Here is a 16,038-nt window from a genome sequence, read left to right on the forward strand (position 1 = left end):
ATATACTGTAAACATGTTGTCAAGTAATTGCTTTTTAAGCTGCGTTTCTTCTTTTTTCTTCTAGCTTCTTCCGCATTTTCTTTGAAAATGATATAATGAGAACAACACTAATTGAGGAGCAAGCAATGTCAAAACCCATTATTTTAACCGGAGACCGTCCGACTGGAAAATTACATATTGGTCATTATGTCGGAAGTCTACGTAACCGTGTCCTTTTACAAAATCAAGACAAGTATGAGATGTTTATTTTTCTGGCGGATCAACAAGCTCTGACAGACCATGCAAAAGATCCACAAACAATTGTAGAATCAATTGGCAATGTAGCCTTAGACTATCTGGCAGCTGGACTGGATCCCAAAAAAGCAACTATTTTCATCCAGAGTCAAATTCCAGAGTTGGCAGAACTGTCAATGTATTACATGAATTTGGTGTCTTTAGCTCGTTTAGAGCGCAATCCGACTGTCAAGACAGAAATTGCTCAGAAAGGTTTTGGAGAAAGTATCCCAACTGGCTTTTTGGTTTATCCTATCTCTCAAGCAGCTGACATTACAGCCTTTAAGGCCAATTATGTACCTGTCGGAAATGATCAAAAACCAATGATTGAGCAGACACGTGAAATTGTTCGTTCCTTCAATCATGCCTATGACTGTGAGGTTTTGGTGGAGCCAGAAGGCATCTATCCAGAAAATGAAGCGGCTGGTCGTCTGCCAGGGCTTGATGGCAATGCTAAAATGTCAAAATCATTAAACAATGGGATTTATCTAGCGGATGATATGGATACTCTCAAGAAAAAGGTCATGAGCATGTATACCGATCCCGACCACATCAAGGTTGAAGATCCAGGAAAAATCGAAGGTAATATGGTTTTCCATTATCTGGATGTTTTTGGTCAGCCAGAAGATGCTGCTGAAATTGCGGCTATGAAAGAACACTACCAGCGCGGTGGTCTGGGTGATGTCAAAACTAAACGCTATCTCTTAGAGATTTTGGAGCGGGAATTAGGACCAATCAGAGAGCGTCGTCTCGAGTTTGCAAAAGACATGGGCCAAGTCTATGACATGCTGAAAGAAGGCAGTGATCGTGCTCGACAAGTTGCTGGACAAACCCTGTCAGAAGTCAAAAATGCAATGGGAATTAATTACTTTAAATAACGAACAATAATATCAGATTACATCAAAAACCATCATCTTTTGCCTGAAAAAGAGATGGTTTTTAATTTTTGCATAATAATCATTGACAAATACCTATAGAATGGTATGATATTAACAATAAAAAGACGAGCCCTGCTCAATATATAAGAAAAGAGGAAACTGTGGATGTCTAACTGGGACACTAAATTTTTGAAAAAGGGTTTTACCTTTGATGACGTATTGCTTATTCCAGCTGAAAGTCACGTGTTGCCAAACGATGCTGATTTAAGTACAAAACTTGCTGAGAATTTAAAATTAAATATCCCAATTATTACTGCGGCTATGGATACAGTTACCGAAAGCCAAATGGCGATTGCCATTGCCCGTGCCGGCGGTCTAGGTGTCATCCACAAAAATATGTCTATTGCACAGCAAGCTGATGAGGTTCGTAAGGTAAAACGTTCTGAAAATGGTGTCATTATCGATCCATTCTTCCTTACTCCTAATCATACGATTGCTGAAGCAGATGAATTGATGGGTCGATACCGCATCAGTGGTGTGCCAGTGGTTGAAACGATGGAAAATCGTAAATTAGTCGGTATCTTGACTAACCGTGATTTACGCTTTATTTCAGATTATAATCAACCAATTTCCAACCACATGACCAGTGAAAATCTTGTTACAGCTCCAGTCGGAACTGATCTGGCAACAGCTGAAAGAATTCTGCAAGAACACCGGATTGAAAAACTACCTTTAGTGGATGAAAACGGTCGACTTTCTGGCCTCATCACCATTAAAGATATTGAAAAAGTGATTGAATTTCCAAATGCAGCAAAAGATGAATTTGGTCGTCTGCTAGTTGCTGGTGCGGTAGGTGTCACTTCAGATACATTTGAACGTGCAGAGGCCCTCTTTGAAGCAGGAGCAGATGCCATTGTTATTGATACAGCACACGGTCATTCAGCTGGCGTTCTACGTAAAATTGCTGAAATTCATGCACACTTCCCAGACCGCACCTTGATTGCTGGAAATATTGCAACTGCTGAAGGAGCACGCGCCCTTTATGAAGCAGGTGTTGATGTGGTTAAGGTCGGAATCGGACCAGGATCTATCTGTACAACTCGTGTCATTGCTGGTGTCGGAGTTCCTCAAGTTACAGCTATTTACGATGCAGCTGCAGTTGCGCGTGAGTATGGAAAAACCATCATTGCTGATGGAGGCATCAAGTACTCAGGTGATATCGTCAAAGCCCTTGCCGCAGGTGGAAATGCAGTCATGCTTGGATCCATGTTTGCTGGAACAGACGAAGCACCAGGTGAAACTGAAATCTTCCAAGGACGTAAATTTAAAACTTACCGTGGAATGGGCTCTATCGCAGCTATGAAGAAGGGGTCCAGCGACCGCTATTTCCAAGGTTCTGTCAATGAAGCGAATAAACTGGTTCCTGAAGGAATTGAAGGCCGTGTAGCCTATAAGGGAGCAGCTGCAGATATTGTCTTCCAAATGTTGGGCGGTATCCGTTCTGGTATGGGATATGTCGGTGCAGCTAACTTGCAAGAACTTCATGAAAATGCTCAGTTTATTGAGATGAGTGGTGCTGGTTTGAAAGAAAGTCACCCTCACGATGTACAAATCACCAATGAAGCTCCAAACTACTCTGTCCAATAGAATTATAAAGAAAAACAACCTTGTCAAAGAATTGACAAGGTTGTTTTTATAGTTTACAAAATTGTAAATCAAATTTACAACTATTTTACTTATTTGTAAAACTAAGGTTCTCTTCTTTCTTTATTACACCCTGACTTATCTGAAAAACATTAATATCATCTGGTAGATTTTGCAAGTGATCAAGGCTGGTTGTCGTAATGAATGTCTGGATGTTTTGAGAGATAGTTTCTAGTAATTTTAATTGACGCATGTTGTCAAGTTCGCTCATTACATCGTCAAGCAATAATATTGGAGTATCTTTTGTAAGACTTTCTATTAGTTTAATTTCAGCTAACTTGAGAGATAGGACAACGCTACGATGCTGGCCCTGGCTACCAAATCCGGCATCCATATCATTGATAAAAAAGTTGATATCGTCTCGATGAGGTCCGACACCTGTATTCTTTTTGAAAAGATCGCGTCTACGACTTTCTGATAAGGCTGATCGAAAAGAAGCTTCCAAATTTTCGAGACATGAAAACGGAACAGAGGATAAATACTTGATTGTCAACTTCTCTTTCCCTTGAGAAATATCGCTATGGCTTTCCTGAGCAAAATCTTCTAGCTTTTCAATAAAGTCTAAGCGATGTTGCATGACACGACAACCAAAATCAATCAGTTGCTCATCTAAAACAGAGAGAAAGGTTTCATCTATCTTATCATTGGCCTTAAGATAAGCATTTCTTTGCTTGAGCACATGATTATAACTAGATAAGTCAGCAAGGTAGATGGGCTTGATTTGCCCAAGCTCAATATCAATAAATTTTCGGCGCAGAGCAGGGGCGCCTTTAATGAGCTGTAAATCTTCTGGAGCAAACAAGACAACGTTGACAACCCCTATATAATCTGATAATTTCCCTTGTTTTAAATGATTTATCTTGGTGATTCTCCCCTTTGGTGTCAACTCGATGTCAAGTGGGATTTTACCCGTTGTTTTTTCAATGATTCCTGAAATTTGAAGATTCTTCTCTTGAAAATGAATCAAATCCTTATCGGTTCGGGTTCGGTGACTGCGAGTAAGGGCTAAAAAATAGATGGCTTCTAGAATATTGGTTTTCCCCTGTGCATTTTGCCCCAGAAAGATATTAAGGCCAGGATCAAAATCAACCTCTGCAGCTTGGTAATTACGAAAATGTTTAATTTTCAGCGTTTTTAACCACATAGCTTAGGTTCCTGGAAAGCGAACAGGTGCTTTTTTATTTTTCTGATCGGGCTTTCTTTTCTTCTGTTCTTTTTTTGCTGGTTGAGATTTTTTCAAGTCCTTATTCATGGCTTTAACCAAGTCTGCCACTCTTTTTTTCTCTGCTTGCTCCTCTTGGTGTTCAAGGATTTCCTCCTGACTTGGAGCAAGGAGGACAATTTCCAGCTCTTGGTCTGGGAGAGAAATGACATCTCCAATTCTAAGTTTTTTCCCTCGTCTATTTTCTAGTTCGCCGTTAAAAAAGACCTGATTATCTGCTAAAAAGGACTTGATTGCTCCACCACTTTGAATAATACCGACTTCTTTTAAGAGAGCCTGTAGAGTAATGTATTCGTCAAATAATTTATATTCCATATTTCACCTCAATCCTTGTCATTATATCATAATTTAAGCAGAAACTGTTCCGTGGTAGTCTCATTCAAGGACAAGTTTTACTAGAAAAATAGAAAACGCTTTAATCACTAAAATTGCCGATCCTTACAAAGCATTAAACAGCATTTCGTGTTATAATAGAAGTCTATATTATTCGGTATGAGGAGCGCAATGGAAATCATAAAAGGAGTACATCTTCACTTCATTCAATCAGAAAAATTTAAAACTAATAAAATTAAAGTGCGATTTTCAGCTCCTATGTCTGAAAAAACAATAGCTGGGCGGGTTCTTACGGCCAGTATGCTAGAGACTTCAAATGCTCTTTATCCAACATCGCAAGCCTTTCGAGAAAAATTAGCGAATTTATACGGTGCTAATTACTCGACAAGCCTTTCACGACGGGGATTAGTGCATTATCTAGATATCAATCTTTCTTTCGTGCGGGATCAATTTTTGAGCCGAAAAAATATGTTGGCAGATGAAATACTAGATTTTTTGAAGGCTAGTCTCTTTTTTCCCCTGTCAAATGGAAAGGCTTTTGATACTAAAACCTTTGAAATTGAAAAGAGAAATGTTTTAACAGACTTGGAAGCTGAAATTGAGAATCATTTCTACCATGCTCACAGAGAGTTAAATAATTTATTTTACGATTTACCAGAAATGCGGATTCCACGCGTGGCAACAATCGAGCTAGTAGAAAAAGAAACAGCTGAAACTAGTTTTGCTGCTTTTCAGCAAATGCTAAATCAGGATCAAATCGATTTTTTCTTCATCGGTGATTTTAATGAGATTGCTGTCCGTGAGAAAATCCAAGAATTCCAGTTTTCTGAACGAGAGCAGCCTTTACAGCTTAGCTATCAGCAAAACTATTCAAATATAACTAGAGAAAAGCTGGAGCAGCGAGATGTGCATCAGTCGATTGTTGAACTGGCCTACCATTTTTCTAGTCAATATGGGGATCGCAGCCACTTACCACTGATTGTTTTGAATGGCTTATTAGGAGGATTTGCCCACTCCAAACTCTTTGTCAATGTTCGGGAAAAAGAGAGTTTGGCCTACACCATTTCTAGCAATTTTGATATTTTTTCTGGTTTGATGCGAATCTATGCTGGAATTGACCGAGCAAATCGGACAAAGACCATCGCTTTAATCAACCGCCAAATTCTCGATTTGAAGCGGGGGCATTTCACAGATGAAGAGCTTGAACAAACCAAGAATATGCTAAAAAATTCAATACTTCTGGCTCAGGATCGACAAAACACTTTGATTGAGCGTGCTTACATGTCCTCTGTTCTAGGGAAAAAATTTCTATCACTAGAGGCTTGGCTGAAAGCATTAGAAAATGTCAGCAAAGCTGATCTTATAGAGGCAGCCCAGCAGTTGAAATTACAGGCGATTTACTTTATGGAAGGGAAATAATGCAGAATCCAGGTCTAGAAAAAATTAATTATATAGCCGTGGGAGAAAGCATCTATCGGGCGGTGCTAGCAAATGGATTGCAGGTTTACCTACTCCCTAAGAATGATTTTAATGAAACCTACGGCATCATCTCAACCCATTTTGGCTCTGTTGATACTAAGGTTGTTTCACGTGAAACAAAGCAAGTCTCTCATTATCCAGCAGGGATTGCGCATTTTTTGGAGCACAAATTATTCGAGCGTGAAAACGGCGAGGATTTACTGCTAGAATTTACCAAGTTTGGCGCAGAAAGTAATGCCTTTACAAGCTTTACACGGACTAGCTATCTGTTTTCTACGACAAACTGTGTAGCAGAAAATCTGAAGCTGTTGCAGGAACTCGTTTCCCAAGCCAATTTTTCAGAAGCATCTGTTCAGCGTGAGCAAGGAATTATCCAGCAAGAAATCGAAATGTACCAAGACGATCCAGATTATCGGCTCTTCTTTGGTGCTTTGAGTAATCTCTACCCTCAAACTCCACTAGCAGAAGATATCGCCGGAACGACAGAGTCAATCATGGATATTAATGTGGAAGATCTGACAGAGAACTTTGAGCTTTTCTACCGTCCGTCCAATATGACTTTATTTGTCATTGGTAATTTTGATTTGGAGTCTACTTTTGAAGATATTGTCCAAACACAAGAGACCTTATCTCCTCAATTATTAACTGAAACGATTGAAAAAGAGTCTATCATCTTACAGCCAGTAATTCCAACCGCTACTAGTCGGATGGAAGTTGCCAGTCCTAAGTTGGCAATCGGTATTCGTGGAAAAGATGCGATACAGGATACGGAGCTTTATCGCTATAAAATTGCCCTGAAATTGCTTTTTGCTATGATGTTTGGTTGGACTTCCAAGCGTTTCCAGACCCTGTATGAAAATGGCAAGATTGACAATTCGCTCACTCTTGAAGTAGAGGTGGAAAAGGATTTCCACTTTGTCATCCTAACTATGGACACACAGGAACCCGTAGGAATTTCTCATCAATTCCGCTCAGCCATCCGGAAATTTGCTCAAGATCCAGATGTCACAGAAACACATCTAGATACGATTAAAAGTGAAATGTTTGGAGATCTGCTACATGGTCTGAATTCTCTTGAATACATGGCAACCCAGTATGAACCGCATTTAAAAGGGGAGAATCTTTTTGATTTACCTAAGATTTTACAGGATATCACTTTAAATGACGTCTTAAAAGTCGGACATCGCTTTATTGACCAGTGTGATATGACAGATTTTACTATTTTCCCAAAATAGTTCCAAGTTTATTTCAAAATTTTGTTAGAATAATGTCTAAGAGAAAAGGACTATCCTTATGAGAAAAAAAACGATAGGAGAAGTACTCAGACTTGCTCGAGTAAACCAGAAACTTACTTTAGCAGATCTAGCCAAAAAAACAGATATAAAAACTGACTACCTAAAGGCTCTTGAAAACAATCAATACGAGAAATTTCCAAATGCCTTTTACGTCCGTAGCCTGCTACGAAAATACGCTTGGGCTCTGGATTTAGATGAGCAGATTCTATTGGATGCATACGACACAGATAATACTGTCGTTTATGACGAAATTGAATTAGCTGAAAACGAAGAATTTCGAAGCAGAAAATATAAAAATCGTTCCTTTTCGCTTCCGCTCTTTTATTTCCTAGTAGTTGCCCTATCTATCATTATTTTTGTCACCTATTACGTTTGGCAATATGCAAATACAACTACTCCGCAGTTTGCCAGCTCCGATAGTTACAGCCTCGTCTCGAGCTCAAGTATCGAAGATAGTTCAACTCCACCTGAGACTTCCACAACAGACTCTAGCTCAACAAAAGAAAAGCTGGAAGTCACTGGAGAAGGAAACTATTTAACTGTAAAATATCGTGGCGAGTCGCAAACTACTCAGTTAACAATCTCAGCAAGCAATACCTCAAGCTGGATTAGTGTGACAAATACAGACCTTGCAGCAGGTACAACCCTTACTCCAACCCAATCAAGCCAAACAGTGACACTCTCTCCCAATACAACTTATACAATTACTCTAGGAGTTGTGAAAGGCGTCACTGTCACTGTCGGCAGTCAGAAAATAGACCTATCTACCTTGACCAGCGACAGTGCTATAATCACCCTTACAATTGAATCATAAAGGAAGAATGATGAAAAAAGAAAATATCCCCAACGCTTTAACCCTTGCCAGAATTGCCTTAATCCCAATCTTTATTTTGATTTTAACTTTTGGTCATTCGCCAGCCATGCATATCCTAGCTGGAATCATTTTCGCCCTTGCCAGCGTCACAGACTATCTGGATGGCTATCTGGCTCGCAAGTGGCAGGTCGTGACCAATTTTGGGAAATTTGCCGATCCCATGGCCGATAAACTGCTGGTTATGTCCGCTTTTATCATGCTGATTGAAATGAAAATGGCTCCTGCTTGGGTAGTAGCTATCATCATTTGCCGAGAGCTGGCTGTCACTGGTTTGAGGCTCCTCTTGGTAGAAACTGGCGGAACAGTTCTAGCGGCTGCTATGCCAGGCAAAATCAAGACTTTCACGCAGATGTTTGCCATCCTCTTTCTTCTGCTCCATTGGACTTTAATCGGTCAGATTCTCCTTTACATAGCCCTGATTTTCACTATTTATTCTGGCTATGATTATTTCAAGGGCAGTGCCTATCTCTTTAAAGATACATTTAAATAATATGGAAAATATCATTGAAGTAAAAAATCTTAGTTATCGCTATGACCATAAGTCTGAAGATTATATTTTAAAAGATGTCTCGTTTCACGTGAAACAAGGAGAATGGTTATCTATTGTCGGCCACAATGGCAGCGGAAAATCGACTACGGTTCGTTTGATTGACGGTCTTTTAGAAGCCGAGAGTGGCGATATCCTCATTTCTGGAGATAAATTGACGGCTGATAATGTCTGGGAAAAACGTCGCCAAATCGGCATGGTCTTTCAGAATCCTGATAACCAGTTTGTAGGAGCAACTGTTGAAGACGACGTTGCATTTGGTCTGGAAAATCAAGGCATGAATTATCCCATGATGGTGAAACGCGTCCATGAAGCTCTGGAACTAGTCGGCATGCAGAATTTTAAAGAGAGAGAACCTGCTCGACTTTCTGGCGGACAGAAGCAAAGAGTCGCTATTGCTGGCGTAGTCGCGCTCCAGCCAGATATTATCATCTTGGATGAAGCAACCAGTATGTTAGACCCAGAAGGCCGACTGGAACTGATTCGGACTGTCAAGAAAATTAAAGATAAGAATCATTTAACAGTCATCTCCATTACCCACGATTTGGACGAGATTTCGCTTAGTGACCGTGTCCTTGTTATGAAAAATGGTCAAGTTGAGTCAACCGCTACACCAAGAGAACTCTTTTCCAGACCTGATTTGGAAGACTTGGGCTTGGATCAACCCTTTGTCAACCAGGTCAAAGCTGCCATGATTCAAACTGGGCTAACTCTGCCAGAAACCTATTTAACTGAAAAAGAATTGCAGGAACAATTATGGGAATTACTCTAAATAAAGTCAGTTATACCTATCAGGCTGGAACTCCATTTGAGGGTCCAGCGCTTTTTGAAGTTGATTTGGAAATCAAAGATGGTAGCTATACGGCTTTGATTGGGCACACTGGTAGCGGAAAATCAACCATTTTACAGCTCTTGAATGGCTTGCTGACTCCTAGCGAGGGTCGCGTACAAGTCAATCATGTCACCATCACTTCAAATTCCGTCAACAAGGACATTAAACAAGTTCGTAAACAGGTTGGTTTGGTGTTTCAATTTGCTGAAAGTCAGGTTTTTGATGAGACTGTTTTGAAAGACGTAGCCTTTGGTCCGCAAAATTTTGGTGTCTCTAAAGAAGAAGCCGAGACTTTAGCACGTGAAAAATTAAGCCTTGTCGGTATTTCTGAAGAATTGTTTAGCCGCAGTCCTTTTGAACTTTCTGGCGGGCAGATGAGAAGGGTCGCCATTGCTGGAATCCTAGCAATGGAGCCTGATATCTTGGTTCTGGATGAGCCAACGGCTGGACTTGATCCAGCAGGGCGCAAGGAATTGATGGAACTCTTTAAGAAACTGCATCAAGCTGGAATGACCATTGTTCTTGTAACCCATTTAATGGATGATGTTGCTAACTTTGCCGATACGGTCTATGTGTTAGAGAAGGGCCACGTCGTCAAAAGCGGTCAGCCTGCTCAGGTTTTTCAAGATATCGATTTTATGGAAAAGATTCAGCTAGGGGTTCCTAAAATCACAAAATTTGCCCAGGAATTAGCTGAAAAAGGAATGAAATTTTCTCATTATCCAATTACGATTGAGGAATTTAAGGAGATGCTGCATGGATAAGTTGATTTTAGGACGGTATATCCCAGGAAATTCAGTCATCCATCGATTGGATCCGCGCAGTAAATTGGTGGCCATGTTCTTCTTTATTTTATTAATTTTCTGGGCTAACAATCTCATCACTAATTTGCTGCTGTTTGTTTTCGTTTTTACTCTGATTTTTCTCTCAAAAGTTCCTTTGACATTCTTTTTAAAGGGCATTCAATCAATGGTTTTCATTATTGCCTTTACCACCCTCTTCCAGCTCTTTCTGACGGGGGGAGGCAAGGTACTTTTCCAATTTGGTTTCATTAAAATTACAGAATTTGGTCTTTCTCAAGCGGGTATCATCTTTAGCCGTTTTGTTTTGATTATCTTTTTCTCAACCCTTCTGACCTTAACCACAACACCACTTAGCCTTTCAGATGCAGTGGAAGCTCTACTGAAACCACTCAAATTCTTTAAAGTTCCTACGCATGAAATTGGCCTCATGCTTTCTATGAGCCTGCGTTTCGTACCAACTTTAATGGATGACACTACGAGAATTATGAACGCTCAGAGGGCTCGAGGAGTTGATTTTGGCGAAGGAACGATTGTTCAAAAGGTTAAATCAATCATTCCAATCTTAATTCCCTTATTTGCTTCTAGTTTCAAACGGGCAGACGCCTTAGCTATCGCAATGGAAGCGCGTGGCTATAGTGGTGGTGAAGGAAGAAGCCGCTATCGACAACTTTCTTGGAAAATGATTGACAATCTGGCTATTCTCTCTATTTTCCTGATTGGTATCTTGCTCTTTATCTTAAAAAAATAAAGAATAGTATAAGTTTGATAGCAATATTTTTGTTAGAGATCTAATGAAATACACTAAAAATCCTTTTAAAATAATATTTTTATGTGTAAATCTCAATATTTTTGTAATATTCGTACTTAAAATGTAATCTTTTAGTAATATTTAATGTGTATGATAGTATTATAACTAAAGGAGAAAACTTTTAAAATGAGTATGAAAGTGAAAAAATTGACTCTAGCAGGAACGATTGCTACAGCAACACTATTTGCATCAACTATTGTTGCTAGTGCTGAATCTTATACAGTAAAAGCTGGAGATACCCTATCAGAAATCGCTGAAAGTAAAAAAACAACTGTTGAACGTTTGGTAGAATTAAACAAAATTTCAAATCCAGATTTTATCATGACTGGACAAGTTTTGGAATTAGGTGATTTGAAAGATGTTGCAAAACAAACAACATCAGCACCTGCTGTCTCACCAGCGACACCAGCAATCCCAGCTCCAGTAACTCCAGCTGCCCCAGTAGCTACGGAAACTCCAGTAACGACAGAAACTCCTGCAGTTACTGCAACTTCAGACTACTCTGCCTATTCATCAGACGTCGTACTCGCAAATGGTAATACTCCAGGTGCTGTAGGTTCTTACGCAGCTGCTCGTATGGCTGAAATGACAGGAGTGTCTGCATCTACATGGGAAAATATTATTGCTCGTGAATCTAACGGACAAGTCGATGCTTACAACCCATCAGGAGCAAGTGGTCTTTTCCAAACAATGCCAGGTTGGGGATCTACTGCAACTGTTGAAGATCAAATTCAAGCAGCTTACCGTGCTTACAGTGCACAAGGACTATCTGCTTGGGCTTACTAAAATAATAAAAAATGACTAAACATATTTAGTCATTTTTTATTACTCAAAGATACTATTTATTCTCCAAAAATTTCTTTTGAAAGTCTGCGGCCAGTAGGAGTTGTAGCTAGCCCTCCTTCAGCTGTTTCCCTGAAGGCAGTAGGCAGGCTAGAGCCTACTTGGTACATAGCATCAATGACTTCGTCAACAGGGATTTTAGACTCGATTCCGGCCAAAGCCATATCCGCTGCGATAAAGGCGTAGCTAGCTCCCATGGCATTTCGCTTGACACAAGGAACTTCTACCAAACCAGCTACTGGGTCACAAATCAAGCCCAGCATATTTTTGATGACAAAACAGATAGCTTGACTAGCCTGAAAAGCAGAACCTCCAGCAGCTAAAACCAGAGCAGCTGCACTCATCGCAGAAGCGGAGCCAACCTCGGCTTGACAGCCTCCTTCTGCACCGGAAATAGAAGCGTTATTGGCAATAACCAAGCCAAAAGCGCCAGCAGCCAGCAAAAAGTCTAATTGCTGCTCCTCTGTTAAATCTAATTTTTCAATCGCTGATGTAAGGACTGCTGGCAGACAGCCAGCGCTACCAGCTGTTGGTGTAGCACAAACCAAGCCCATTTTAGCGTTGTGTTCATTGACAGCAATGGCATTTTTTGCAGCAGTCAGCACAGTATAATTTGACAAAGCCTTCCCCGACTGGATATAGTGGTGCAGCTTGGCTGCATCTCCACCAGTCAATCCGCTGCGAGACTTACTCTCATCAAGCCCAAGAAGGACTGAAGCTTTCATCACTTCAAGATTTCGGCTCATCAGACGTAAAACTTCGTCTCTTTCCCGACCTGTCAATTCATACTCGGTCGCAATCATTAATTCAGCGACATTGCCATTAAAGTCTAAATCAGCTTGCTCAACCAACTCTTTTATTGAATAAAACATCTCTTCTCCTATTTAAAGAAATTGACATTGTGAAGATGGGGAATTTTCCGAATCTCTTCGATAGCCTCTTCGCAACTACGACTATCCACCTCAATGATCATAATCGCTTTCTCACCCGCTTTTTCTCTAGTCACCGTCATTTGAGCAATATTGATATTGTAGCGTGATAGAGCCTCCGTGACATGGGCAATCATACCTGGAACATCTTGGTGGACGATGATAATGGTTGGCGTATTCATGCTGAGAGAGACTGAGAAGCCATTTAACTCGGTCACCTGAATATTTCCACCACCGATAGATACACCCGTTACACTGATGGTCTTATAGTCATTCTTAACCGTGATTTTTGTCGTATTTGGATGAGGAGCATTGCTATCTTTCTGGATAGTCCAGACGATCTTGATACCGCGTTTATGAGCAATTTCAAGGCTGTTAGGAATTTCAGGATCATCCGTATCCATTCCTAAAATACCTGCTACCAAGGCCAAATCTGTACCATGTCCGCGATAAGTCTTTGCAAAGGAATTAAAAAGCTGAAATTCAACCTCGGTCGGTGTGTCATCAAAAATCGAAGATACGATCTTGCCGATACGCACAGCACCTGCAGTGTGACTGCTGGAAGGGCCAATCATGACAGGCCCGATAATGTCAAAAACAGATTGAAATTTTAATGATTTCATAAGAAACCTCTTGAACATATTTTCTAAAATTATTATATCAAACTTATCAAAGTTCTGCCTCATATCACACAAAAAAAGAGGACAATTGTCCTCTTTTCATTCTTGGTAATTCGCATACCTGAAACTCTTTTACTCCGCCAGTAGGACTCGAACCTACGACATCATGATTAACAGTCATGCGCTACTACCAACTGAGCTATGGCGGATAGTATAGTCCGTACGGGATTCGAACCCGTGTTACCGCCGTGAAAAGGCGGTGTCTTAACCCCTTGACCAACGGACCATCTATGTTCTTTTCAGAACATATTCTATTATACCAGGTTTTGAATCTTTGTCAACAGTTTTTTTATTTATTTTTTAAAATTTCTTTTAAATGTTTTGTTCTTAGCCTGGAAACAGGGCAACGGCGGCCTTCATAAAATATAATTTCCTTGGTTTTCTTATCATAATCGCAGATATTATCGATATTGACTAAGAAAGATTTATGGGAAGCAAAAAAACGTTGGGTTTTCTCATCCTGATCTTGAACACTGGCAATTGTTCCATAAAATTCCTTTATAAAGTTTTTTCCGACCATCCGTAACTTATGAGAGGAGCTTGAGGTTTCAATATACAAAATATCATTAAATGGCACGCGCACATCATTGCCTCGATAGCTGTATTCAAAATAATCAACCATGTTAGTGTTTGTAATTAAGGTATTTTTCGTATAAATGATACAATCTTTTATACGTTTTTTAAACGAATCATCGTTAATATCTTTATCAATAAAGTCAAGAGCAGATACCTTATATTTGAAGGTCATGGTCGCAAACTCTGATTTTGAAGTTACAAAGACAATAATGGCGTATGGATTATGATGACGAATAAAACGAGCGACCTCCAATCCTTTGGTCTCTTCCCCTTTAATATCTATATCCAGAAAATAAATCTGATTGACATCTTCATTTTCGACGTAGTCCTTAAATTCCTGAATTTTTCCTGTGATTTTGACCTGGATATCAAGCCCCATTTCTTCAGCAATCTCTGCTAAAGTTTTTTCCATGCGGAGTTGGTGGGCTAAGGTATCTTCTAATGCTAAGATTCTCATAAACTATTCCTTCTTTTAATTGTTAATACTTGGGTGAAATCATACTTACTTATTTCTGTATCGAGCATGATATATTCATAATTCTCTAAAATTTCTTTTAGATTATTTAAACCTAGGCCTCTTCGACAACCTTTCGTTGAGAACTCTGGTTCATAAATTTCTTCTAAATCTAATTTTCTTTGCTTGCGGGAATTTTTTACAACAAAAATGATTTCTGTATCGAGTTGAACTAAAGTCACATGAATCATTTTTTCATAGCTTTCGATTGCGCCCTCAACAGCATTGTTTAGTAATATACTAGCCATTCTTACCACATCTAATAGCTTAATCGGTAATGTCTCAACAGGATCTTTGACTTCGAATGTCAAATCAATCTGGTGTTCACGCGCCTTGAATAAAGTCTCCGTCATAACGCTTCGGAGAGCTGAGTCGCCAACATTGTTCAAATCAAAATAAGTGTATTTATCCGAGCGTAATTTTAAATTTGCATCAACTAAGACTTCTTGATATATTTTTTCAATTTCCTTGATATCTTGAGTATTGATGGCCGTCTGAAAGCTAGTCAGCATGCCGGCATAATCATGACGAAAGCCACGAATTTCATTATAAAGAGAAACAATTTCATCTGTATACTGCTGCAGCTGCAACTGTTCCAATTCTCTTTGTCGAATCTCCTCTTCTTTTTCATACTTTTCCCGAATCGCCTTTAAATAGAAAAGAGTCGTCATAAAGATCAAGAAACAAATAGTCGCTAGCATACTGCTAAAACTATTAAAATGATCGTCTTCACTTAACCAATGAGAAACATTCAATATGAGAATCGTTAGAAAATAATAAATATTAATCTTTTGAACTGTCTTTTTAAAGGAAGAGTCTTTAAAATCTCTCAGTTGAAATTCAAAATAATCAATAGATTTTAGCATAAACAAAACAGAGATACTGTTTATCGTGATATAAAAGATAGCCCAATTATCTTTTACAAATGAATCCCCTGTAATTGAGGAAATAATGACGGAAAAAAAGGTAGTAGAAGACTGAACTGTTAAATAAAGGAGAAGAGATAGAAATATAGAGAAAAGAGTTGATAACTTCTCTTTTTTATAAAAATATCTGTAGAAAAAAAGAGGATAAATCAGTAGTAAAATAAAATACAGAACATGCCTTGACAAAGAAAATATAGATTCTAAATTTAATATGAGTAATGGTAATAAAATTAAGACTATAGCACACAGAAAAGTAAAGTAAAAACTAGATTTTACTTTATTGATCTTTTCATATATAACAATAGTGAAATATACTTCAATGGCGGCTTGCAATATCCAAAAAAATAATTCAAACATCATTCCATCTCCTAAGTTATCGATGTTATTTTTTCTTAAATTTAATTTTTAAGAAGATATTTCTTAAATCTCCTCCAAGAACTTCTTTAAGTTCTTTTTCATTCAAGGCTGGGAATTGAGCGATTGTTTTAAAGTTTTTCTGAGTATTTTTCATAATAGATTCTC

General features: G+C 39.0%; 17 protein-coding genes and 2 tRNA genes. 10 read left to right on the top strand and 9 right to left on the bottom strand.

Annotated features, from left to right (window positions below; translation table 11 throughout):
* Positions 1 to 125: 125 nt before the first annotated feature.
* Together trpS and guaB are read left to right on the top strand one after the other, a co-directional pair.
* Positions 126 to 1,151, top strand: coding sequence for a tryptophan--tRNA ligase (gene trpS / locus D8872_RS03850; RefSeq protein WP_125390009.1), 1,026 nt, complete (start codon positions 126 to 128; stop codon positions 1,149 to 1,151).
* A gap of 165 nt (positions 1,152 to 1,316) precedes the next feature.
* Positions 1,317 to 2,798: an IMP dehydrogenase gene (gene guaB, locus D8872_RS03855; RefSeq protein ID WP_125390010.1), complete on the top strand. Its 1,482-nt coding sequence runs from the start codon at positions 1,317 to 1,319 to the stop codon at positions 2,796 to 2,798.
* Between the two features lie 85 nt (positions 2,799 to 2,883).
* On the opposite strand, the gene recF is transcribed toward guaB, so the two are convergent.
* Entirely contained in the window at positions 2,884 to 3,999 is a 1,116-nt protein-coding gene (recF, locus tag D8872_RS03860; RefSeq protein ID WP_125390011.1) for a DNA replication/repair protein RecF, read from the bottom strand.
* Positions 4,000 to 4,002: 3 nt separating this feature from the next.
* Complete coding sequence (yaaA, locus tag D8872_RS03865) at positions 4,003 to 4,392, bottom strand: S4 domain-containing protein YaaA (RefSeq protein WP_125390012.1); 390 nt, start codon at positions 4,390 to 4,392, stop codon at positions 4,003 to 4,005.
* Positions 4,393 to 4,581: 189 nt separating this feature from the next.
* On the opposite strand from yaaA, the gene yfmF reads away from it, so the two are divergent.
* The 8 genes from yfmF to D8872_RS10980 all read left to right on the top strand — a co-directional run bounded on the left by yfmF (position 4,582) and on the right by D8872_RS10980 (position 11,834).
* Positions 4,582 to 5,829: an EF-P 5-aminopentanol modification-associated protein YfmF gene (gene yfmF, locus D8872_RS03870; RefSeq protein WP_312023915.1), complete on the top strand. Its 1,248-nt coding sequence runs from the start codon at positions 4,582 to 4,584 to the stop codon at positions 5,827 to 5,829.
* Positions 5,829 to 7,124 carry an EF-P 5-aminopentanol modification-associated protein YfmH gene (gene yfmH, locus D8872_RS03875; RefSeq protein WP_125390014.1) on the top strand — a complete coding sequence of 432 codons (1,296 nt, stop codon included), beginning with the start codon at positions 5,829 to 5,831 and terminating at the stop codon, positions 7,122 to 7,124. Before yfmF ends, yfmH begins: the two co-directional genes overlap by 1 nt.
* 58 nt (positions 7,125 to 7,182) lie before the next feature.
* Positions 7,183 to 7,998, top strand: coding sequence for a cytoskeleton protein RodZ (gene rodZ, locus D8872_RS03880; protein ID WP_125390015.1), 816 nt, complete (start codon positions 7,183 to 7,185; stop codon positions 7,996 to 7,998).
* A gap of 10 nt (positions 7,999 to 8,008) precedes the next feature.
* On the top strand, positions 8,009 to 8,548 hold the full coding sequence (gene pgsA / locus D8872_RS03885; protein WP_125390042.1) for a CDP-diacylglycerol--glycerol-3-phosphate 3-phosphatidyltransferase: 540 nt from the start codon (positions 8,009 to 8,011) through the stop codon (positions 8,546 to 8,548).
* Between the two features lies 1 nt (position 8,549).
* Positions 8,550 to 9,377, top strand: coding sequence for an energy-coupling factor ABC transporter ATP-binding protein (locus D8872_RS03890; RefSeq protein WP_185761385.1), 828 nt, complete (start codon positions 8,550 to 8,552; stop codon positions 9,375 to 9,377).
* On the top strand, positions 9,362 to 10,201 hold the full coding sequence (locus D8872_RS03895) for an energy-coupling factor ABC transporter ATP-binding protein (RefSeq protein ID WP_125390017.1): 840 nt from the start codon (positions 9,362 to 9,364) through the stop codon (positions 10,199 to 10,201). Before D8872_RS03890 ends, D8872_RS03895 begins: the two co-directional genes overlap by 16 nt.
* On the top strand, positions 10,194 to 10,988 hold the full coding sequence (locus D8872_RS03900) for an energy-coupling factor transporter transmembrane component T family protein (protein WP_125390018.1): 795 nt from the start codon (positions 10,194 to 10,196) through the stop codon (positions 10,986 to 10,988). Before D8872_RS03895 ends, D8872_RS03900 begins: the two co-directional genes overlap by 8 nt.
* A gap of 186 nt (positions 10,989 to 11,174) precedes the next feature.
* A complete protein-coding gene (locus D8872_RS10980) occupies positions 11,175 to 11,834 on the top strand; it encodes a LysM peptidoglycan-binding domain-containing protein (RefSeq protein WP_125390019.1) in 660 nt (219 codons plus the stop codon).
* 56 nt (positions 11,835 to 11,890) lie between these two features.
* Here D8872_RS10980 and sdaAA read toward each other — a convergent pair whose 3' ends face one another.
* The 7 genes from sdaAA to D8872_RS03940 all read right to left on the bottom strand — a co-directional run bounded on the left by sdaAA (position 11,891) and on the right by D8872_RS03940 (position 16,027).
* On the bottom strand, positions 11,891 to 12,763 hold the full coding sequence (gene sdaAA, locus D8872_RS03910; RefSeq protein WP_125390020.1) for an L-serine ammonia-lyase, iron-sulfur-dependent, subunit alpha: 873 nt from the start codon (positions 12,761 to 12,763) through the stop codon (positions 11,891 to 11,893).
* Between the two features lie 8 nt (positions 12,764 to 12,771).
* On the bottom strand, positions 12,772 to 13,443 hold the full coding sequence (sdaAB, locus tag D8872_RS03915; protein ID WP_125390021.1) for an L-serine ammonia-lyase, iron-sulfur-dependent subunit beta: 672 nt from the start codon (positions 13,441 to 13,443) through the stop codon (positions 12,772 to 12,774).
* Between the two features lie 132 nt (positions 13,444 to 13,575).
* Positions 13,576 to 13,649, bottom strand: a tRNA-Asn gene (locus D8872_RS03920).
* 5 nt (positions 13,650 to 13,654) lie between these two features.
* Positions 13,655 to 13,726 (bottom strand) — tRNA-Glu (locus D8872_RS03925).
* 63 nt (positions 13,727 to 13,789) lie between these two features.
* Positions 13,790 to 14,533: a competence system response regulator transcription factor ComE gene (comE, locus tag D8872_RS03930; protein ID WP_125390022.1), complete on the bottom strand. Its 744-nt coding sequence runs from the start codon at positions 14,531 to 14,533 to the stop codon at positions 13,790 to 13,792.
* Positions 14,530 to 15,876 (bottom strand): GHKL domain-containing protein, encoded by a 1,347-nt coding sequence (locus tag D8872_RS03935; RefSeq protein WP_376739487.1) that lies wholly within the window; start codon positions 15,874 to 15,876, stop codon positions 14,530 to 14,532. The genes comE and D8872_RS03935 overlap by 4 nt, the downstream gene beginning before the upstream one ends.
* A gap of 22 nt (positions 15,877 to 15,898) precedes the next feature.
* Complete coding sequence (locus D8872_RS03940) at positions 15,899 to 16,027, bottom strand: ComC/BlpC family leader-containing pheromone/bacteriocin (protein ID WP_125390023.1); 129 nt, start codon at positions 16,025 to 16,027, stop codon at positions 15,899 to 15,901.
* Positions 16,028 to 16,038 lie beyond the last annotated feature (11 nt).

This window comes from Streptococcus cristatus (assembly GCF_003943815.1).
GTDB classification, from domain to species: domain Bacteria; phylum Bacillota; class Bacilli; order Lactobacillales; family Streptococcaceae; genus Streptococcus; species Streptococcus cristatus_F.